This is a genomic window from Chryseobacterium sp. YIM B08800, from assembly GCF_026163565.1.
Classification (GTDB): domain Bacteria; phylum Bacteroidota; class Bacteroidia; order Flavobacteriales; family Weeksellaceae; genus Chryseobacterium.
In genome coordinates this window covers 1-21,858 of sequence record NZ_JAPDKN010000042.1, presented here as the reverse complement: position 1 = coordinate 21,858, position 21,858 = coordinate 1, and the positions used below count along the sequence as shown (strand labels likewise).

Below are 21,858 nucleotides of genomic sequence, written 5' to 3'. Positions count from 1 at the left end.
TTATATTTTTGAACCAAAGTCTTCTTTTGAGAAAATAGAATTACTGAAAATCTATTTTTACACATTTGATTATACAAGATAAAATTAAACTATATGAAACAAACTAATTTAAAGTACTCTTGTCTTATTGCCGTTCTCTATTTTGGGATGAATGTCAATGGGCAGGTTGCTCCTAAAGACACTGTTGCAAAAGAACAGAAAATAGAGGAGGTTGTACTCATAGGATATGGTACACAAAAAAAAGAAAATGTTACTGGAAGTATTGGTTTGGTTAGCGCTAAAGATTTAGCAGATAAGCCAAATGCAAACCCATTGAGTTCTGTTCAGGGGAAACTTGCAGGGGTAAATATTACCAATATTGGTACTCCGGGAGGCTCTCCAAGAGTAGATATTAGAGGGGTTGGATCTTTAACTGGGAATACGGTGTTTATTGTTGATGGAATGATTACTACTGATATTTCTTATCTAAATCCTCAGGATATTGAATCGATGAGTGTTTTGAAAGATCCATCAAGTTTGGCAATTTATGGAGCACAGGCTGCGAATGGTGCTGTAATCATTAAAACTAAAACCGGAAAAGGAAAATCTGTTTATAATGTCAATTCTTATATTGGATTTAAAAAGGTTACCAACATTCCTAAAATGGTAAACACTGATCAGTATATTGAGTTATACAACGAAAAACTGATGAATGACAATGGCTCTAGTGCAGGATCTATTTCTAGAGCAGATTTTCCGGCGGATACAGACTGGTTTAATGAGATTTTCCGTACAAGCATCATTAATGCTAATGATTTTTCAGCAACCGGAAGTTTAGGAAAGCTTAATTATTACGGTAGTGTAGGTTATCTTCAAGATGAAGGCAATTTGGCTGCAGGTAGAGGTATTAATTCTGGAAGTGGTTTTAATAGATTTAATACTAAATTAAATCTAAGTTATAAAATAACAGATAATATTACAATCGGAAACAATTTTAGTTTCTCTAAAATGCGTACTGATGTAGCGCAAAACCCTTTGTTGGATGCATACAATACCCCACCGATATTTTCTGTTATGAATCCTACTACCGGTGATTATCAGTTTTTCAATGGGTATTCTATACCGAATCCTAGAGCAAAGCTAGATATGTATCGCTCACAAGTAAGACAGGAAAGATTGCTAAATAATATATATGGGGAATTGAAGTTTTTGAAAGATTTTAATTTCAGAATTAGCTATTCTACAGATAATTATAGTCCAAGTCAGTATGAATATACTCCAACTCTTACTTATGTTCCTGTATCAAGCCAGGCACCATCAACATTGGTGACTAGAAACTACAGAAACAGAAATTATGTTTGGGATAATACAATCAACTGGAAAAAGAACTTTGGTAATCATAACTTTGATGTGTTAGCTGGTTTTTCAAGAACAAGAACTACAGTATCTCAAGATTATTGGACTTCAAGAGGAGTTAATTATGATGGAACTAACGGTTCTTTAAATGTTGCAAATGGAACTGGCCAATTATATGTAAGTGGTATAGATAGAGATGATTTAGCAGTAGATCAAGATCAGCAAAGAATCGAATCATTTTTTGGAAGATTAAATTATGATTATAAAGGAAAGTATTTGGTGAATGCTTCCATTCGTAGAGATGCAAGCTCACAGATTAATGTTGATAGAGCGAGGGTTTTTCCTGCTGTAAGTGCTGGTTGGGTAATATCTAAAGAAGATTTTATGAGCGAGCAAAATGTTTTTAATCTTTTAAAATTAAGAGCAAGTTATGGTGAGCTAGGTAACCCTAATGTAAAAAGAGAATTTAATCAAAATATCTCAATTATTGGAGGAGGAGCATATTTTGGAAATACTGGATATCCTGCAGCTACTATTGACCAATTTGTTGATACAAATATTGGTTGGGAAACTACTGTAGGAAAAGATGTTGGTTTAGAGATGGCGCTTTTTAATAATAAATTAAAAATTGATGCTGCTTATTTTGACAAAGATTCTAAAAATGTTGTATACACTGTTTTCCAAGGAACAGTATCTGGGGCAGCTAACTGGAATGCATTTAGAACTAATGCTTATTCTTTTAATAACAGAGGTTTTGAGATTTCTGCCAATTATAATGCTAGGTTGAATGAGAATATAAGCTTTGGAGTTTATGGTAATTTTACTTCTCTTAAAAATGAGATTACATCAGTTTACGGAGGATCATATTTAGAAACAGGTGCAAGTTTATTTGGAAACTCTATTGTAAGATTACAAGCTGGTCAGCCTGTAGGTGCATATTATGGATATGATGTTGCAGGTGTCTTCCAAACAGATGCAGAAGCAGCAGCATCAGGACAGGCAGGAGCAAAAGCTGGATGGTTTAAATTTACAGACCAAGATGGTAACGGAGTTATTGACTCAAGAGATAAAACATTCTTAGGAAGTCCAATTCCTAAAGGAACTTATGGTTTTGGAGTTAATTTTAATATCTATGCTGTCGATATTGCAGTCGATTTCCAAGGTGTATTTGGTAATAAGATTTACAATTACAACCGCGAACGCCGTTTCGGAAACGAAACTTGGGATTTAGATATGTATGAAAACAGATGGCAAGGTGCAGGTACTTCCAACACTAACTCTATGATTACGTCTAACCAATTAATTATCGCACCAAACAGCTTTTATGTAGAAGATGGTAGCTATATTAGAATCAGAAACATACAGGTTGGCTATAATCTGCCTAAATCTTTAGCAAATGCTTTATCTGTAACGAAACTAAGATTGTACGTAAGTGCACAAAACCCTTGGACAAGTTTCAAATATAACGGTTTCTCTCCTGAGATTAACAATACGGATAGAGTACAAATGGGAATTGATAATAATATTTATCCAATTTCAGCAATTTATACAATGGGTATGAACTTAACATTTTAATTAAAAAAATCATGAAAAAAATATTTTTAACACTGTCTCTTTTTTCACTAATTGTTAGTTGTAATGATGATTTTGTAGATATTAAAGATGAGGGTGAAATTGATATAGAAAATTTCTTCACGACACAGGATGACGCAATGCGCGCAACTAATGCTGTTTACAGTTTTTTAAGAAGCTGGGAGAATACAGGTTTTCCTGCACAATATGTTTTCGGAGTAACAGGTGATGATGTAGAGAAAGGATCCAATCCTGGAGATGCGTCATTTATTAATGCATATGACAACTTTACTTTTACAAGTAGTGATGATGGAGTAAGAGGGTATTGGATTGGGCAGTGGCAAGCTGTAAACAGAGCCAATCAGGTGATTACCAACGTGCCTAAAATAGAAATGGATGCTACATTAAAAAATAGATTGATAGCGGAAACTAAAATGTTGAGAGCTTACTTTTATTTCAATTTAGTAAGAATCTACGGTGGTGTTCCTATTTTTGATGGTCTTCCAGCTGATGGAATTTACACTAAACCAAGAAATTCTGTTGCCGAAGTTTATGCCTTTATCGTTAAAGATTTAACAGAAGCTGCTGCAGTGTTACCTCAAACTTATCCGGCTTCAGATCTTGGAAGGGTAACAAGAGGTGGTGCATTAGGGTTACTTTCTAAGGTTTACCTTTATATGAAAGATTATCAAAAAGCTTATGATACATCCAATCAGGTTATTGCAATGGGATATTCTTTAGATCCAGATTTTAACCACTTATTTAGACCTGCTGGTGAATTTGGAACAGAGTCAGTATTTGAAGTAAATTGTGGCTGTGATCCTTCTTTAGGTAAAGAAGTAGGTAGTCAGTATGCAGAAGTTCAAGGAGTTAGAAACCAATTTGGATGGGGATTCTTCACCCCAACAACAGCTTTAGAAAATGCATTTGAACCAGGTGATATTAGAAAAGAGTTATCTATTTTAAGAGAAGGTGAAACTACAATTGAAGGCGACTTAATTAAGAAAGGTGACCCTAATGCGGGAGATATGTGGAACCAAAAAGTTTATGTACCTAAAGCTCTGAATAATAATGCCTGTGGTTACGGTTCTATTCAGAATCTTAGAATCTTAAGATTTGCAGATATTCTTTTAATCAATGCAGAAGCTGCTAATGAATTAGGAAATACCGCTGCTGCTATTTTAAATATTAATAAAGTAAGATTTAGAGCAAATCTTGGAAATACTACAGCTTCTACACAAGCTGCTCTTAGAACTGCCATTTGGCAAGAAAGAAGAGTAGAATTAGCTATGGAAATGGATAGATTCCCGGATCTTGTAAGAACAGGACAAGCTGCTACATTTTTAGGATCTAAAGGATTTATAGCAGGGAAAAATGAACTTTTCCCAATTCCTATGGATGCGATTAATCAAAGTAATGGACTCTTCGTTCAAAACCCTGGTTATTAATAATCAAATATATGTAGAGGAGAATGAAAGTTCTCCTCTTCTTTTAGTATTTAAGTTTAAAAAAATGATATAATGAAAAGGATAATACTCTCAATCGCAGCGACATCATTACTTATGGTCTCATGCAAAAATTCTCAAGTTTCAAAACAAGATTCTACTCAAAAATCAATTGTAAAATCAAACATTACCGATGAGCAATTGATGGATAAAGTTCAGAAAGATGCTTTAAAATATTTTTGGGATTATGCAGAACCCAATTCTATGTTGGGTAGAGAAAGATATCATGAAGACAATATCTATCCTGATAACGACAAACATGTAGTTACAACAGGCGGATCTGGATTTGGTTTAGCAACTATTTTAGTGGGTGTTGAGAGAGGGTTTATTTCTAGAAAAGATGCGGTGAAAAGATTGACAATCGCAATGAATTTTCTTGCAAAAGCAGATCGTCATAAAGGAGCTTGGTCACACTGGATCAACGGAGAAACAGGCAAAACTGTTCCTTTCGGAAAAAAAGATAATGGTGGAGATTTAGTAGAAACTGCTTTTCTTACCACAGGAATTATTCAGGTGAGAGAATACTTCAAAAACGGAAACGCCGAAGAAAAAGCTCTTGCCAAAAAATGTGACGAACTTTGGAAAGGTATTCAGTGGAACTGGTACACTAAAGGCGGCGAAAAAGTCCTGTATTGGCATTGGTCACCAGAATATCAATGGGAAATGAATTTTCCTTTGGAAGGATATAATGAATGTCTGATTACTTATATTTTAGCAGCCTCATCACCAACTTATTCTATCGATGCTGAAACCTATTACAAAGGCTGGACAAGAAACGGAACCTATCTTTCAGACAAAGAAAAATACGGACTTCCGATGTATGTAAAACATAATGGAGCCGAAGAATATGGCGGACCATTATTTTGGACTCAATATTCCTACATCGGTCTGGATCCTACCAATTTGTCAGATAAATTAATCAAAAATTACTTCGATTTAAATAAAAATCAAGTTCTTATTGATTACAAATACTGTGTCGAAAACCCAAAACAATGGAAAGGCTACGGACCAAATTATTGGGGATTAACAGCAGGTTATTCAAGAAACAAAGACGGAAGCGTTGGTTACGATGCCCACTTCCCGCAAAACGATCATGGAGTAATCACTCCAACAGCTGCTTTGAGCAGTTTTCCATATTCACCAAAAGAATCTATGGACTTTTTGAGATTCATTTATACTCAAAAACCAGAATTCATCGGTTCTGCAGGACCTTACGACGCAACGTCAATCAATTATGATAATTGGACGACGCCACGATATTTAGCAATTGATCAGGGAACAATTTCTCCTATGATCGAAAATTACAGAACAGGATTTTTATGGAAACTATTCATGAATGCTCCTGAAATTCAGAAAGGATTGAAAAAACTAAGCTTTAAATCTGAAAAATACAATATTAAATAGTTTTTAGGAGCTTAATCCCGCTTTCCGCACTCGCTATTTTGTGTATTTCGGCGGCGGCAAAGCCGCCGCCGAAATACACAAAATGAGCTCAAACAAATGCTCCAATCGGGGCTAGTAATACAACCAAGCCTTGTCAAGGTTTTTAAACCTTGACAAGACTCACAAAATAATCAATAGAAACAGGCTTTAGCCCGTTTTAACCAAAAACAAAATCAAACGGCTTTAGCCAAAACCTAAAGAAATATGAATTTAAAACTAAAACACTTACCACTTTTACTTTTGCCATTTTCTTTAAGCTTAAATGCTCAGGAAATCAAAGCAGAACTGAATAAAGAAGTTAAAAGAGTGGAAAAAATCTCATATATTTTAGATTATCCCCAAAAAGCAAAAGGTAATATTCCTTTAATTGTCTTTCTTCATGGTTCAGGAGAAAGAGGTAATAATCTGGAATTGGTAAAAGCGCACAGTCCTTTTACATACAAAGATCTTATTAAAGAACCTGTGGCAATTTTGGCTCCTCAATGTCCTGAAAATACTTGGTGGGACACGGTAAGCGTTTATAATTTAATTAAAGAAATTCAGACCAAATATAAAATTGACGCTTCCAGAATTTACCTTACAGGGCTTTCTATGGGTGGTTGGGGAACGCTGAAACTGGCAATGGAACATCCCGAAATGTTTGCTTCTGTGGTTTCTGTTTGTGCACCTACAGACCGTGTGATGTATGCGAATATTCATCAGTACAAAAATTTAAATATGAAGATCTTTCATGGCGGAATGGATGATGTCGTGTTGCCGGAAAATGCATTCAATTTTTACCAAAAACTTCATCCGATTAATCCGTCTGCAGAATTGACAATCTTCCCGAATGATAACCACAATTCTTGGGATTCTACTTATTCAAATCCAGCGTTATACGAATGGATGTTGTCTAAGAGAAAAGAAAAATAATTGAATTAAATAACAAAAAATTTTGAAAAATTAACTATTTAGTTTTTCTTTGCTTTAAATAGAATCATTGATAAAACAAAAAGAAATATAATTTAAGAAGTAAGATATATGAAATCGAAGATTCACGAATTCCTTAAAAAAATGAAGAAGTAATGAGTAAAAAATTAATTATAATTGCGACTTTAGCATTGGCTCCTGTGTTTTCTGCACAGGAAATGGTTACAAAGCCGGTTCAGTCTTATCAGACCGTACAATATCAATCAAAGAAAAAGGCTTTTGTTGATGCTCTTTTAGCTAAGATGACATTAGATGAGAAGATTGGTCAGTTAAATTTACCAACTTCAGGAGACTTTACAACAGGTCAGGCTCAAAGCTCAGACATCGGAAAAAAAGTAGAGCAAGGTTTAGTTGGTGGATTATTCAACATCAAAGGAGCCGATAAAATTAAGGCAGTTCAGAAAGTAGCTGTTGAAAAAAGTCGCCTTAAAATTCCAATGATTTTTGGGATGGATGTCATTCACGGGTACGAAACTACTTTCCCTATTCCATTAGGTTTAGCAGCTTCTTGGGATATGAATTTGGTACAACAGTCAGCAAGAGTTGCAGCAAGAGAAGCAGCTTCAGATGGAATCAACTGGACGTTCTCGCCAATGGTAGATATTTCTCGCGAACCAAGATGGGGAAGAGTTTCCGAAGGTTCTGGTGAAGATCCGTATTTAGGGAGCGAAATTGCTAAAAACATGGTCTACGGTTATCAAGGAAAAGACTTGGCAAACGGAAGCAATATTTTGGCTTGTGTAAAACATTTTGCATTGTATGGAGCAGGTGAAGCGGGTAGAGATTACAACACCGTAGACATGAGCCACGTAAGAATGTTCAACGAATATTTTCCACCTTATAAAGCAGCTGTTGATGCAGGAGTAGCTTCTGTAATGGCTTCTTTTAATGAAGTCGACGGAGTTCCTGCGACAGGAAGCAGATGGCTACAAACTGAGGTTTTAAGAAACCAGTGGAAATTCAAAGGTTTTGTGGTGACCGATTATACCGGGATCAACGAAATGGTAGAACACGGAATGGGAGATCTTCAGCAGGTTTCTGCTTTAGCTTTAAAAGCCGGAGTTGATATGGATATGGTTGGTGAAGGATTTTTAACTACTTTAAAAAAATCTTTAGCTGAAGGAAAAGTAACGCAAGCCGAAATCGATATGGCGGCAAGAAGAATTCTTGAAGCTAAATACGATTTAGGTTTATTCGATAATCCCTACAAGCACGGTGATGCAAAATTAGCGGCTAAAGAAGTTTATAATTTAGAAAACCGTAATATCGCAAGAAGTGCGGCAGCGCAATCAATGGTTTTGATGAAAAATGAAAACCAGATTTTACCTTTGAAAAAATCAGGAACTGTTGCAGTAATTGGTCCATTGGTAAACAACTCTCTGAACATGGCGGGAACTTGGAGTGTCGCTACAAAACATGCAATTTCTGTTAATTTAATGCAGGGTCTTCAGGCTAATTATGGGAAAGATGTGAAATTTCTTTCTGCAAAAGGAGCCAACATTGATTACGATGCCAAATTAGAAGATATTTATGCAGCTCACGGTAAAAAAACCGACAGAGATAACCGTTCAAAAGAAGCCTTATTAAAAGAAGCTGTTGATATTGCCAACAAAGCTGACGTTATTGTCTTGGCAATTGGAGAATCTGCAGAAATGAGCGGAGAATCTTCTTCAAGAACTGAAATTACCATTCCTCAATCTCAGGTTGATTTACTGAACGAATTGAAAAAAACAGGTAAACCGATCGCAATGGTACTTTTCACAGGTCGTCCTTTAGCATTAACGAATGTAAAAGATGCTCCTGATGCTATTTTGAATGCTTGGTTTGCGGGTTCAGAAGCAGGTAACGCCATTGCTGATGTACTTTTCGGTAAGGTAAATCCTTCAGGAAAATTGCCGATGACATTCCCGAGAAGTCTTGGTCAGGTTCCTATTTATTATAATGCTAAAAATACTGGTCGCCCTTTAGCTCAGGATAAAGTGGATAAATGTGTTTACGAAAGATTCCGTTCAAACTATATGGATGAATGTAATACGCCATTATATCCGTTTGGATATGGATTGAGCTATTCTAAATTCAATTATTCTGATGTAACGGTTTCTAACGCAAATCCAAAAGGAAATCAAACCATTCAGGCTTCAGTTACTGTAACGAATTCTGGAAACTATGATGGAGCAGAAGTTGTTCAGTTATACATCAGAGATATGGTGGGAAGCATTACAAGACCGGTAAAAGAATTAAAAGGATTCCAAAAAATAATGTTGAAAAAAGGAGAGTCTAAAAAGGTTACTTTCGACATTACCCCTGAAAATTTGAAATTCTACAACGGAGATTTAAAATACGACTGGGAAGCCGGAGAATTTGATATCATGATTGGTACAAACTCTGAAGAGGTGAAACATTCAAAAATCAACTGGACAAAATAATTTTTATAAGCCACTCAAAATGAGTGGCTTTTTTGTATCTTAGAACTAAATATGCCGATACGATATTTTTGGCATACTTTTTACCAAATCGAAAACATTTAAAAATTTAAGTATGAAAAAAACAATTTTATTCAGTGCAATGTTCCTTGGTTCCCTTGTTTTTGCCCAGAAAGCTCCTGTTGTAGGAGGCGACAGAGACGTTCACGGTTGTATACCTTCTGCTGGTTACACTTATTCTCAACTCAGAAATAATTGCGTAAAGGTTTTTAATCAGAAAATAAAACTGAAAGAGGTAAACCCAGAAGGAAGTTCCACTTCAATGACGGCAGTCATTTTCAGTAAAAACATGAAAAAAGCCGAGATTTTTATTCCAAATCAAAGTGCAAAAAGTATTATTCTCGATAGAGTAGGAAATGGCAAAATATGGAAAAGCGGAAGTCATATCAAAGAAAGCTATGTTTTAGTTCCGTACAAGAAAAAAGGATATCAAATTAAAAAAGATGATGTAGTAATCTATCAATAGAATAAAAACAGGAAGTCAAAATTGGCTTCCTGCTTTTATATTTATACTAATTTTTAAAATTTGTAGCTTTTTCCGGCTATCCACTGTATCTTTTTTGTTACAACCTGCGCTTCGCTCCGGTTTTCACAAAAAAGGATGTCGTTTCTATCCGGGCTAATAATGATATTTTACCAATAAACCTAACCTAACAGGTTTTGAAAACCTGTTAGGTTTGATTACAAGAAAACTATAAATACAAAAACACAATTAATTTCACAAATTAGCGATAAATAATGTAACGTTTTGTGCACTTGAAGCGTCTTATAATATATAGTTTAACCAAATCCATCAAATATGAATTTAAATTCCAAAATTTTAGGTATTACACAAGTGGTAATCACAAGTCTCATGATAAATGCACAAACTAAAGATAGCAAATTGCCGGGTGACCCGACATTGGTTTCATCAAAAGCTACAATAGAAAAGCTTATTTCCTATGACAAAGGAAACTTTAAATACAAAGTGGAAGACTATTTCGCAAGACCGAAAGCTTCACAATTTAAAATTTCTCCCGACGGACAGTACTTATCCTACAAAGAAAAAGATAAGGACAGCAAAAATCATGTTTATGTAAAAGATTTAAAATCGGGTAAAATTACAAAAGCATTGGTTGAAAAAGATGACTTGATAAGAAGTTATGGCTGGCTCGATAAAAAGCGTCTGTTTTACACACAAGATAAAGGTGGAAACGAAAATATCCATTTGTACGCCGCCGATATTGACGGAAAAAACTTAAAAGATTTGACTCCTTTTGAAGGGATCACGTTAAATTCGGTAAGATTGATTAAAGATACAGAGTTTGTTATTGTGAGCATGAACAAGAACAATAAACAGATCTTCGAACCGTATAAAATCAATTTTAATACTGGTGAAATTACTCAGTTGTATGAAAATAAAGATGTAAAAAGCCCGATTGACGATTATCTTTTCGACAGACAAGGGAATCTGAGAGGCTACACAATTCTTGAAAATGGTTTAACGACCAAACTATTTTACAAAGATTTGCAAACAGGAAAATTTAATCTTGTTAAAGCAACCGATTGGAAAGATACCTTTAACGTAATCAGCTTTAATGACAATTCTAAAAATAAAGATGAGGTTTATTTGGTAACCAATCTTGGGAGTGATAAATCTAGAATCGTTTTATACGATTTAAAGAAAAACGCGATTATTAAGGAGGTTTATTCCAACCCGACATTTGATGTTTCTTCAATAGCACAGGCTGGAAAAAGCAGAAATTATGAGCTGGATTACATCAGTTATAACGGAATTAAAAATGAAACGATTCCTGTAAGTAAATTTTACAAAGAAATTCATGATAAGCTGACTTCAGAATTTGGCGATAAACAGTTTGGAATTGCTTCTTCAGACGATAAAAACGAAAAATTATTGGTTGTTGTTGACAGTGATAAACTGTATGGAAAGTATTATGAATACGATACAAAAACCAAAACAACCAAACTTCTTTTTGATTTGATGCCTCAGTTAAAAGAAGAAGATATGGCAGAAATGAGACCAATTCAGTTTAAAAGCAGAGACGGACTTACAATTCATGGTTATATTACACTCCCAAAAGCAGCTTTGAACGGTGAAAAAGTTCCTTTGATTGTAAACCCTCACGGCGGTCCGCAAGGAATAAGAGATGATTGGGGTTTCAATCCTGAAACACAATTGTTCGCAAGCAGAGGATACGCTACGTTACAGGTTAATTTTAGGATTTCAGGAGGCTATGGAAAAGAGTTTCAAACAACCGGATACAAACAAATCGGCCGTAAAGCGATGGATGATGTAGAAGATGGCGTAAAATATGCAATTGAACAAGGTTGGATTGATAAAAATAAAGTAGCGATTTATGGCGGAAGTCACGGTGGTTACGCTACATTGATGGGATTGATTAAAACTCCTGATTTGTACTCTTGTGGCGTTGATTATGTAGGAGTTTCCAATATTTTCACGTTCTTCGATTCTTTCCCGGAATATTGGAAGCCGTATAAAGAAATGGTAAAACAGATCTGGTATGATTTAGACAATCCTGAAGAAGCTAAAATAGCAAAAGAAGTTTCACCTGTTTTCCAGATTGATAAGATCAAAAAGCCGTTATTTGTGGTTCAGGGCGCTAATGACCCGAGAGTTAACATCAATGAATCTGACCAAATCGTTAAAGCTTTAAGAAGCAAAGGATTTGAAGTTCCTTACATGGTAAAATATGACGAAGGACACGGTTTTGGAAAAGAACCCAACAGAATTGAGTTTTATAAATCGATGTTAGGTTTCTTTGCTGAGAATTTCAATAAATAAAAGAAGACAGTTTTTATAATTAATTGAACGGGAAGTATTTTGCTTTCCGTTTTTTATTTAAACACAAATAAGCATTAATTTTTGCACTAGTTTCACAAATGGATAATACTAAAATTGTGAAATTGGCGAAGAAATATTTGTGTCATTCGTGTTTAAAAAACTTCGATAAACAAAAGAAAAACTAAAATTCCGAAAAAATATTTTAAATTTATTAAAGTAAAACAAAATACACAGTCGTCATAGCAATATGGAGATTGCCGAAAAATTACCAATGCCACAGAAGGAAAAGGAAAACATTATTTCTCAAACCGTATCGAGTTACGGCGGAAAACTGATGTCTTTCATTCGTCCGAAAGTGAAAAATACCGAAGATGCAGAAGATATTCTGCAGGAAGTCTGGTACCAGTTCAGCAGTTTGACCAATCTTTCTGAAATTGTAAATGTTGGCGGATGGTTGTACCGGGTAACGGCAAATAAAATCACCGATAAATACCGTAAAAAGAAAACCGAAAATCTTGAAGATTTTGTCTACGAAGATGAAGACGGAACGTTTTCTATAAAAGACATTCTGCTTCTAGATGACAGTGCAGGACCGGAAGTAAAAATGTTTCAGGACGAAATTTGGAAAAAACTGTTTGCAGCTTTGGAAGAACTTCCCGAAAAACAAAAGTTGGTCTACATGGAAAACGAACTCAACGATAAAACTTTACAGCAAATCGCCGATGAACAGGGTGAAAATATTAAAACCATCATCAGTAGAAAAAATTATGCGGTAAAGCATTTGAGAAACAGATTGAAACAATTGTATGAAGATTTAAATAATTAGAAATAAATAAAATGAATAATAAATATAAGAAAAGTTGGGCTCTTTTAATTTTATGTCCACCCTTGATATTCCTTGTCGTTGCATGGATCGTAATGTCATTGTGGAATTGCATTCTTCCCGAAATTATTGGCGTAAAAACCATTAATTATTGGCAGGCAATGGGAATTTTGATTTTAAGTAAAATTCTTTTCGGAGGTTTTCATGGGAAATTCGGACAAGGAATGAGAGATATGAAAGAAAAACACCTGAGACATAAAATGGCAGGAATGTCTGATGAAGAAAAAGAAAAATTCAAAGAGATCTGGAGACAGAAATGCTCAACCGGATTCTTCAACAGAAATAACGAATAGTTTAAAAATTTTTAGAAGTAGTAAAGTAAAAATAAGAACGAATTTGTCTCTATAAAAAACAAAATATGTCTTATAAGTAATTAAAACCTTCTGTTCTTAGCTGAGTGAAACGCCTTTGCGAACGAAAAATATACGCAAAGAATTTAAAAGAAACCTTAGCGAACTTTGCGTTAAAATTTTTGATTTTAGTAAGACATTTTTAAAAACAAGAAGTAGTAAAATTTAAAATTAAAAAAAATGAAAAATTCAGTATTAAAAGGTATTTTAGGAGCTGTTGCTGTTGCAGGAGTTGCCGTAATTGCCAAAAAAGTGATCGAAAGAAAAAGATTTGTAAGAGGTATTTTTAATGAATACGGAATCAAAGAAAAATCTCCATTCGGATTGGCGGATAAGATCAGAGAAATGGATGAGGAACAATATCAGGAACTGAAAGGAAAGTTCAAAAAAGAATTTGCAAAATGTTGCAGAAAAGATAACACTTGCGAAGCATAAGTTTGAAATAACTAAATTAGAATTGTCTTATTCAGGCTCGGGAAGCTTTGCTTCCCGAGCCTGAATTTTTTTTGCAGCGAATGAGTTTTTGCCACGAATGCACGAAATATTATTTTGAAAAATCTCCCGCAGATTTCACGAATTTTCACGGATGATTTATTCTAACAATACAATGTTTGTCATTCTGCAAGAATCTCGGCAACGAATCTAAAAATAGCTTAGATTCGTGGGGAATGACGAACTCGACGGAGAATAAAATTCAAAAAATTAAATATTCTCTTGGCTGAGTGAAACGCCCTTGCGGACGAAAAATATTTTCAATAATTTAAATAAAACCTTAGCGATTTTAGTGTTAAAAAAAGAGACTACTTCGCTTTGCTCGCAATAACAAAATTCGTGAATTCGTGGCTTTTTTATTTTTGCCCAAACCGACAAAATCCTTATTTTTGTATTCACTTTCATGAAAGACTACTACTATTTTCTCGGTATTCCTCACGATGCTTCGGATGAAGACATCAAAAAATCCTACAGAAAACTTTCATTAAAATACCATCCCGACAAAAATCAAGACGATGATTTCTTTGCAGACCGTTTCAAAGAAATTCAGGAAGCGTATGAGACTTTGAGTGATAAAGGAAGAAGAATTACGTATGATCAGAATTTAGAAAGTCAGCAAAAAAGCTTTAGATATACTGTTCCGCCTTCTATTAAAACTTTTACGGCTAATAAAATTCATGCAAAAAAAGGGGAGGAGATTATCATCACCTGGCAAACACAAAATGCTGATGTGGTAAAAGTTTTACCCTTTGGATTAAAGAAAGCTTATGGAGAAAGAATTTTTAAAATCACAGAATTTAAAAACGGAAAATTTCAGTTGCTGTTGCATGCAACCAATTCGCTTTTGCACAAAACCGTTGTTCAGGGAATCACTATAACCGAAGTTTTTGAATCTGATGGTGAGAAGTTCAGAGACAGGGCAGAAGAGCTTTTCAAATCACAGCCAAGAACAGCCACAAATCGGAAAGGACAGCCAAAAATTTTCAGATTAATCTTTGGGTTGTTGATTTTAGCTTTAGCAATTTACTTTTTAATTAGTAGTCTAACTAACTAAGCCAGTTTTTTTCTTCCAGGGCATTTTTTGCACCTTTTTCCTTTCTTGAACTTTTTACAGCAAGATTTTTTGTCACCACAGAACATTTCTTCATTCTTGAAAGAAAACGCAGGACTCAATGGCGGAACTTTAAAAGGAGTGATGATATTCATGTTGCAAATATATTAATTTAGAATAAATATAATTAATATATTTTAATAAATATGTATTTGCTGATTAGCAAAGAGTTTGCGCAACTTTTAAAACGATTTAAATTGAAATTTTGATTTAAAATGTTTAACCAAAATGACTTGTCAAGAGAATTAATATCAGCTTAACATGGGTTGTGCAATCAGCTAAAAAATCGTAATTTTACGAATCTTTTTTTACAAACAAAATCTAATATAAAAAATGAATACAGAACAGTTTGTGAGCCGTCACATCTCCTTAAACGAAGCCGATAAACAGGCAATGTTGGAAAAAGTTGGCGTTTCAAGTATCGAAGAGTTAATTTCTCAAACCATTCCATCATCAATCCGTTTAGAAAATGATTTGAACATTTCTGAGCCACTTTCAGAGTATCAAATGCTGAATCATTCGAAAGAATTGGCATCGAAGAACACGGATTATACAAGCTATATTGGGTTTGGATACCACAATACATTGTTACCATCTGCAATTCAGAGAAACATCTTTGAAAATCCAAGTTGGTATACAGCTTATACGCCTTATCAAGCGGAAATTGCACAGGGAAGATTAGAAGCTTTGCTTAATTATCAAACTGTTGTGTGCGATTTGACAGGTTTTGCTTTGGCAAACGCATCTTTGTTGGATGAATCTACGGCAGCTGCAGAAGCAATGCACATGTTCTTTAACAACAGAACAAAAGATCAGAAAAAAGCTGGAGCAAACAAGTTCTTTATTTCTGATTTAGTATTGCCTCAAACCGTTTCTGTTCTTAAAACAAAAGCTGAAGGTTTAGCAATCGAAATCGTAGAAGGAGATCACAAAACTCACCAGTTCGACGAATCTTACTACGGAGTTTTACTTCAATATCCTGGTAAAAACGGAATCGTTTTAGACTATACAGAAGACATTGTTGAGTACAAAAAATTAGATTTACAAGTTGTTGTAGCTTGTGACCCTATGGCTTTGGTGAAATTAAAATCTCCGGCTTCAATGGGAGCTGACTGTGCGGTTGGTACTTCACAAAGATTTGGTATTCCATTAGGTTATGGTGGTCCTCACGCAGCGTTTTTCTCTTGTAGAGAAGATTATAAAAGAGATATTCCGGGAAGAATTATCGGGGTTTCTCAGGATATGTACGGAAAACGTGCATTGAGAATGGCTTTGCAAACAAGAGAGCAACATATTAAAAGAGAAAGAGCGACTTCAAATATTTGTACAGCTCAGGTTCTTTTAGCTGTAATGGCTGGAATGTACGCTGTTTATCACGGTCCTAAAGGATTAAACTATATTGCAGATCAGATTCACTTTAAAGCTAATGCATTAAAAGGAGGATTGAAAGCTTTAGGATATGAAATTGCAGAAGAGCCAATCTTTGATACGGTAAAAATCTTGATGGCTGAAGATGAAAAAGCAAGATTAAACAGATTGATGCTTGATCATAATTTAAACCTTAACTATTTCACAGAAGGGGTTGTAAGTGTTGCCATCAATGAAAGTACTACATTAGAAAAACTAAATGTTTTGATGGCTTCTTTCGCTCAGTTTAAAGACAAGCAGACTTTCAAATTAGAAATAAAAGAAGGATACAGCATTCCTGAAGAAAATCTTAGAAAAGATGAGATTCTTACGGAAGAAGTATTCAACAAATATCATACAGAGACCGAATTGATGCGTTACATCAAGCGTCTTGAAAGAAAAGATTTATCATTAACTCATTCAATGATTTCTTTGGGGTCTTGTACAATGAAACTGAACGCTGCGACTCAGATGTTGCCACTTTCGTGGGCAGATTGGGGAAGTGTTCACCCTTTTGTACCGGTAAATCAGGCAGGAGGTTATCAGGAAATGATTAAAGAATTAGAAAAAGATCTTTCTGAAATCACAGGTTTTGCAGGGACTTCTCTTCAGCCAAATTCTGGAGCTCAAGGTGAATATGCAGGATTGATGGTGATTAGAGAATATCATATCTCAAGAGGTGAAGGTCACAGAAATGTGGTGTTGATTCCTCAGTCTGCACACGGAACAAATCCGGCGTCTGCTGCAATGGCAGGAATGAAGATTGTGGTTGTTAAAAACCTTGAAAATGGAGAAATTGATTTCGAAGATTTCAAAGCTAAAACAGAGCAACATTCTGAAAATCTTTCTTGTGTGATGATCACGTATCCGTCAACTTACGGATTCTTTGATGCAAACATTAAAGAGATTACAAAATTAGTTCATGATCATGGTGGACAAGTGTATATGGACGGTGCCAATATGAATGCTCAGGTTGGATATACAAGTCCAGGAAACATCGGAGCAGACGTTTGTCACTTAAATCTTCACAAAACTTTCGCTATTCCTCACGGAGGTGGAGGTCCTGGAGTTGGTCCAATCTGTGTGGCTAAACACTTAGTTCCTTTCTTGCCTACGAATGCAAACATTAATGTTGGTTCTAATGAAGCGATTGCAGGAATTTCTGCTGCACCTTACGGTTCAGGATTGATTCTGAATATTTCTTACGCTTACATCAAAATGTTGGGAACTTCAGGTTTGAAAAAAGCAACTGAGCACGCAATTTTAAATGCAAACTATTTAAAAGAGATCTTAGCAGAGCATTTCCCAATTTTATATTCAAATACTGAAGGTAGAGTAGCACACGAGTGTATCGTAGATTTCCGTCAGTTCAAATCTTTAGGAATTGAGGTTGCTGATGTTGCGAAAAGATTGATGGATTATGGTTTCCATGCTCCAACAGTTTCTTTCCCAGTTGCAGGAACATTAATGATTGAGCCTACAGAATCTGAAAGCAAGTCTGAAATTGATCGTTTTGCTGAAGCGTTAATTTCAATTAAACAAGAAATTGATGAGATTGCCAACGGAGAAGCTGACCAGGCAAACAATGTATTGAAAAATGCTCCTCACACTGAACAATTGGTGATTTCTGATTCTTGGGACAAACCATACAGCAGAGAGAAAGCTGCTTATCCGCTAGAGTGGGTAAGAGATCACAAATTCTTTGCATCAGTTTCCAGAGTTGATGAAGCTTACGGAGACAGAAACTTAGTTTGTACTTGTGAGCCAATTGAAGCTTATATGTAATTAGAAGTTTTTTAGATATAATAAATCCCTTTCAGTGATGAGAGGGATTTTTTTAATTCACATTTAAAAATTACCTTTTTTTGGAGGTAAAGACAATCAACATAGCAATTCCACCAAAAATAAATGTAACAATCGAAACTGTTTTAATGGAAATATCACTTTTTGTAGTGTATTCTTTTCCACATGAATAGAGAAAGAATGCCGTCATTAAAAGATAATTAAAGAGTAGTTTTTTCTTCATAGGCTTTTGTTTGTTTTTATGTGTTTTACACATTGTTTACAATGAAAAATTACGAATAATTTAAATATGTAGTCAATCTTTCATTATTCCATGCATAATTGTTTAAAGTTTATGGATGAATTTTTCATTTAATATATTTAGTTACGAATTTTTTTTATCAATAAATTAATTTCTTTGATGAAATGTAGCTAATGAATTGATTTGTAATAGATCAACAGGATGGGGCAGGATGCTCATATTTCTGTTTCTGGGTAGATTGGTTTATCCAAAAAAATTAATATTTATGAAAAACAAATCTTTACTCATTAAGCAGGCTCTTAAATCTTTACTGCTTTGCGGAATCACATTTTCTACTGCAGATTTGAATGCTCAAACATTAGCGTTTCCTGAAGCTACCGGTTTTGGTAGATTTACTACAGGAGCGAGAGGAGCAGCTAATCCTCAAATTTATTTGGTGACCAATCTAAATGATAGCGGAGCAGGCTCATTCCGTGATGCTGTAAGTCAGCCAGGTCGTTTTGTTATCTTTAAAGTGGGCGGAATTGTTAATCTACAATCGGTTGTAGCTGTTGCAAGTAATACCACGATTGCCGGACAAACTGCTCCCGGAGAAGGAATTCTATTTTTAGGACCGAGAGTTTCATTTTCAGGGTCGAATAATACGATTGCCCGATATTTTCGTGTCCGTTATGGAGGAACTTCTCAAAATCAAGATGCATCAGGAATTGCGAATGGAGCTAATATTATTTTAGATCACATGACCTTTACTTGGGGTACCGATGAGGTTTTTTCTGTAAACTGGGACAATAATGGCACTGCTCCTGATAATATCACGATCCAGAATTCTATTATTGGACAGGGATTACATCGTCATAATCATTCAGCAGGTGGTTTAATGCAGCCTCCTCCAGGTGGAAAGATCAGCTTGATCGGGAATTTATATATCTGTAATAAAACCCGAAATAATAAAATAAAAGGCATCAATGAATTTGTCAACAATGTAGTGTATAATTGGGGCAATTATGGAAATACTTACGGACATACCCAATCAGGAGAAGCCTATATTATGGGTGGAGATTCTGCGGGAGCTTCTTACGCAAACATCATCAACAATTATTTTATTGGTGGTCCTAATACAAGTAATACGGTTTCTACACCTTTCAGCGTAGGAAATGCCAACTTCAATCTATATGGTTCCGGAAATTATTTTGATAATAATAAAAATGGAGTTCTGGACGGGACTTTGGTTCCTCAGAATTTAACTGGATATCCTGTCGGAGATATCAACGCCATTCAGGCAACTTCGTATGATTATCCGATGAAAAACCCGACCTTGACTGCACAAGGAGCTTTTGATAATATTGTTTCAAAAGTAGGGGCGTCTTATCCGAGACGTGATCAGGTAGATCAGTTGATGATTTCAGATTTGATGTCGAAAGGAACAACCGCAACTTATGTTTATGTGCAAAGCGATTTAACTACTCAATTTGGGTTTACCAATGGTGGAGCGGGACACGTTTATGGCGCTCCGGCTCCTTTAGATACCGATAATGACGGAATGCCCGATGCTTGGGAAACTGCAAACGGACTGAATCCAAATGTTTTCGATGCTTTGGCAGTAAGCACAACACATGCTCCGTATCTGAATATTGAGGTTTATATTAACGGTTTACACAACACCGCTGCTCCGGATTTTATTATTCCGCCATCCAATTTAAATTTTACTAATCCAGTAACTACGGGAACTCCGGCTGCAAGTTCATTAACGGTTAACTGGAACGATAACGCAACCAATGAAACGAATTATGTATTAGAACGTTCTACAAACGGAACTGCATTTACAGTCATTGCAACATTACCTGCGAATACAACGACCTATAATGAAGCGGGTTTAACGCCAAACACTCAATATTATTACAGGGTGAAAGCAGTGAATGCTACAGAATCTTCTGTGTATACTTCAAATGCTTCTGTAACTACACCACCTGTTCCGTCAGCTCCAACAAAAGCCACTGCTCCGAATCCTGCTAATGGTTTTAATGATGTCCAATTAAACAATGGGAATTTACTTTTAAAATGGACAGGAAGTACCAACACCACTACTTACACTGTTTATTTTGGAACAAATCCACAAAATTTAAATAATGTAGCCACAGTTCCTTATTCTGCTGCGCCATCATATCAGTTAAGTAATTTAAATACAGCAACAAATTATTATTGGAGAATTGATTCGTCTAATGCATTGGGTTCTGTAACAGGCGATGTTTGGAGTTTCCGGGCATTGACGCCGAGCTTGGTTGGAAACTGGCCATTTTCAGAAGCACCTTTATCGGGTGAGCAGATTGCAGATCTAACTTCTTATGCGAATCATGGAACATTAAACGTGGCTTATGATAATGCAAGCGTAAGAATTCCCGGAAAAGAAAATTATGCACTAGATCTGGCAACTTCACCCAATACGCCGTACATAGCGAGTATTCCGCATCAGGATCAGATTTTATTTAATGCTAATTCTTTCACCGTTTCTTTCTGGATGAAAGCTCCTACAAGCATGATTCCATCGTCTTCAGCGACGAGTCTTTATGTGTTGTGTAAAGGTTCGTTTACCAAAAATACAGCGACAGGAGCCACCGGGAAACGTTTTAATGTAGAAATAAAAGGTGGTCAGTTGCGATATGCAATTGATGATGATGTTACGAAGAAAGAAATCACTTCACCAATTGCCAATTATTTTACCAATAACTGGGTGCATGTTGTGATCCAGAGAGATATTACGGCGCATAAAATGAGAATTTACACAAATGGTGTTTTAAGTGCTGAAGGTGATGAGACTGCCGTTACAGGAATTGGGGAAGCAAGTGATTTGATCATCGGAAATATTGGTGAACTTGAATTTTTGTCAACCGCTAATGCTCCGGCTCCTTATAAAGGTGCATTTGATGAACTTAAGATGTACAATTATGCATTATCTCCAACAGAAATATCTGCTTTGTACAGTCAGGCGGTGTTGAGAAATGCGGAATTCAGTATCAGTAAAAATGTAGGAACGGTATATCCGAATCCTATAAAAGACCAGATCTTCATTAATCTTCCTGAATATAAAAGATCTAGTTTAACTGCTACCATTTTAGATATGACAGGAAAAGTGATCGTTAAAGAAAAAATAAATGCTAATGGAAACGGAATATTTAATTTAAATATTGCCGGGAAAAAAGTTTCAGGAAATTATATACTGAACGTTTCAGGAGAGGAGTTGAACAGCAATTTTAAAATTATTGTTCAGTAAAATAGAGCACACTTAGTTTAATTCATATTGTATCAAAAGGAGATCCTTTCAATTTTTTGAAAGGATCTTTTGTTTGTGAATATTTAAAGCATTTTTGCCATTAAGAAGTTGATCATTTTAATTAACAATTATGTTTATCCGTTTTTATTAATGATGTATAATTTAACGCAAAGGCAAACAAAGAATATTAAAA

At 35.2% G+C, this 21,858-nt stretch carries 14 protein-coding genes; 13 read left to right on the top strand and 1 reads right to left on the bottom strand.

What is annotated here, in order from left to right:
* Window positions 1-93 precede the first annotated feature (93 nt).
* The 12 genes from OEW74_RS15520 (at window position 94) to gcvP (ending at window position 18,138) form a co-directional block, all read left to right on the top strand.
* On the top strand, window positions 94-2,910 hold the full coding sequence (locus OEW74_RS15520) for a SusC/RagA family TonB-linked outer membrane protein (protein ID WP_265429336.1): 2,817 nt from the start codon (window positions 94-96) through the stop codon (window positions 2,908-2,910).
* Window positions 2,911-2,921: 11 nt separating this feature from the next.
* Window positions 2,922-4,355 carry a RagB/SusD family nutrient uptake outer membrane protein gene (locus OEW74_RS15515; protein ID WP_265429335.1) on the top strand — a complete coding sequence of 478 codons (1,434 nt, stop codon included), beginning with the start codon at window positions 2,922-2,924 and terminating at the stop codon, window positions 4,353-4,355.
* 72 nt (window positions 4,356-4,427) lie between these two features.
* Entirely contained in the window at window positions 4,428-5,816 is a 1,389-nt protein-coding gene (locus OEW74_RS15510) for a glucoamylase family protein (protein WP_265429334.1), read from the top strand.
* Between the two features lie 243 nt (window positions 5,817-6,059).
* Window positions 6,060-6,767: a prolyl oligopeptidase family serine peptidase gene (locus OEW74_RS15505; protein ID WP_265429333.1), complete on the top strand. Its 708-nt coding sequence runs from the start codon at window positions 6,060-6,062 to the stop codon at window positions 6,765-6,767.
* Window positions 6,768-6,919: 152 nt separating this feature from the next.
* Window positions 6,920-9,250 carry a beta-glucosidase BglX gene (gene bglX / locus OEW74_RS15500; protein WP_265429332.1) on the top strand — a complete coding sequence of 777 codons (2,331 nt, stop codon included), beginning with the start codon at window positions 6,920-6,922 and terminating at the stop codon, window positions 9,248-9,250.
* 112 nt (window positions 9,251-9,362) lie between these two features.
* A complete protein-coding gene (locus OEW74_RS15495) occupies window positions 9,363-9,773 on the top strand; it encodes a hypothetical protein (RefSeq protein WP_265429331.1) in 411 nt (136 codons plus the stop codon).
* Window positions 9,774-10,106: 333 nt separating this feature from the next.
* Window positions 10,107-12,110, top strand: coding sequence for a S9 family peptidase (locus OEW74_RS15490; RefSeq protein WP_265429330.1), 2,004 nt, complete (start codon window positions 10,107-10,109; stop codon window positions 12,108-12,110).
* A 271-nt stretch (window positions 12,111-12,381) separates the two neighbouring features.
* Window positions 12,382-12,936: an RNA polymerase sigma factor gene (locus tag OEW74_RS15485; protein WP_157444289.1), complete on the top strand. Its 555-nt coding sequence runs from the start codon at window positions 12,382-12,384 to the stop codon at window positions 12,934-12,936.
* Between the two features lie 11 nt (window positions 12,937-12,947).
* Window positions 12,948-13,286, top strand: coding sequence for a hypothetical protein (locus tag OEW74_RS15480; protein ID WP_265429329.1), 339 nt, complete (start codon window positions 12,948-12,950; stop codon window positions 13,284-13,286).
* A 237-nt stretch (window positions 13,287-13,523) separates the two neighbouring features.
* Complete coding sequence (locus tag OEW74_RS15475; protein ID WP_074229305.1) at window positions 13,524-13,778, top strand: hypothetical protein; 255 nt, start codon at window positions 13,524-13,526, stop codon at window positions 13,776-13,778.
* Window positions 13,779-14,238: 460 nt separating this feature from the next.
* Window positions 14,239-14,889, top strand: a complete 651-nt coding sequence (locus OEW74_RS15470) for a DnaJ domain-containing protein (protein WP_265429328.1) — start codon at window positions 14,239-14,241, stop codon at window positions 14,887-14,889.
* A gap of 390 nt (window positions 14,890-15,279) precedes the next feature.
* Window positions 15,280-18,138, top strand: a complete 2,859-nt coding sequence (gcvP, locus tag OEW74_RS15465) for an aminomethyl-transferring glycine dehydrogenase (RefSeq protein WP_265429327.1) — start codon at window positions 15,280-15,282, stop codon at window positions 18,136-18,138.
* Between the two features lie 70 nt (window positions 18,139-18,208).
* Here gcvP and OEW74_RS15460 read toward each other — a convergent pair whose 3' ends face one another.
* The gene (locus OEW74_RS15460; protein ID WP_265429326.1) at window positions 18,209-18,379 is read right to left on the bottom strand and encodes a hypothetical protein; all 171 of its coding nucleotides are present in this window, start codon (window positions 18,377-18,379) and stop codon (window positions 18,209-18,211) included.
* 283 nt (window positions 18,380-18,662) lie between these two features.
* On the opposite strand from OEW74_RS15460, the gene OEW74_RS15455 reads away from it, so the two are divergent.
* Entirely contained in the window at window positions 18,663-21,665 is a 3,003-nt protein-coding gene (locus tag OEW74_RS15455) for a LamG-like jellyroll fold domain-containing protein (protein ID WP_265429325.1), read from the top strand.
* The last annotated feature ends 193 nt before the right edge of the window (window positions 21,666-21,858 follow it).

Coding starts and splice junctions, on each gene's coding strand:
- OEW74_RS15495 (WP_265429331.1), top strand. CDS start 9,363: ATGAAAAAAACAATTTTATTCAGTGCAATGTTCCTTGGTTCCCTTGTT.
- OEW74_RS15470 (WP_265429328.1), top strand. CDS start 14,239: ATGAAAGACTACTACTATTTTCTCGGTATTCCTCACGATGCTTCGGAT.
- OEW74_RS15510 (WP_265429334.1), top strand. CDS start 4,428: ATGAAAAGGATAATACTCTCAATCGCAGCGACATCATTACTTATGGTC.
- bglX (WP_265429332.1), top strand. CDS start 6,920: ATGAGTAAAAAATTAATTATAATTGCGACTTTAGCATTGGCTCCTGTG.
- gcvP (WP_265429327.1), top strand. CDS start 15,280: ATGAATACAGAACAGTTTGTGAGCCGTCACATCTCCTTAAACGAAGCC.
- OEW74_RS15520 (WP_265429336.1), top strand. CDS start 94: ATGAAACAAACTAATTTAAAGTACTCTTGTCTTATTGCCGTTCTCTAT.
- OEW74_RS15475 (WP_074229305.1), top strand. CDS start 13,524: ATGAAAAATTCAGTATTAAAAGGTATTTTAGGAGCTGTTGCTGTTGCA.
- OEW74_RS15460 (WP_265429326.1), bottom strand. CDS start 18,379: ATGAAGAAAAAACTACTCTTTAATTATCTTTTAATGACGGCATTCTTT.
- OEW74_RS15485 (WP_157444289.1), top strand. CDS start 12,382: ATGCCACAGAAGGAAAAGGAAAACATTATTTCTCAAACCGTATCGAGT.
- OEW74_RS15515 (WP_265429335.1), top strand. CDS start 2,922: ATGAAAAAAATATTTTTAACACTGTCTCTTTTTTCACTAATTGTTAGT.
- OEW74_RS15490 (WP_265429330.1), top strand. CDS start 10,107: ATGAATTTAAATTCCAAAATTTTAGGTATTACACAAGTGGTAATCACA.
- OEW74_RS15455 (WP_265429325.1), top strand. CDS start 18,663: ATGAAAAACAAATCTTTACTCATTAAGCAGGCTCTTAAATCTTTACTG.
- OEW74_RS15505 (WP_265429333.1), top strand. CDS start 6,060: ATGAATTTAAAACTAAAACACTTACCACTTTTACTTTTGCCATTTTCT.
- OEW74_RS15480 (WP_265429329.1), top strand. CDS start 12,948: ATGAATAATAAATATAAGAAAAGTTGGGCTCTTTTAATTTTATGTCCA.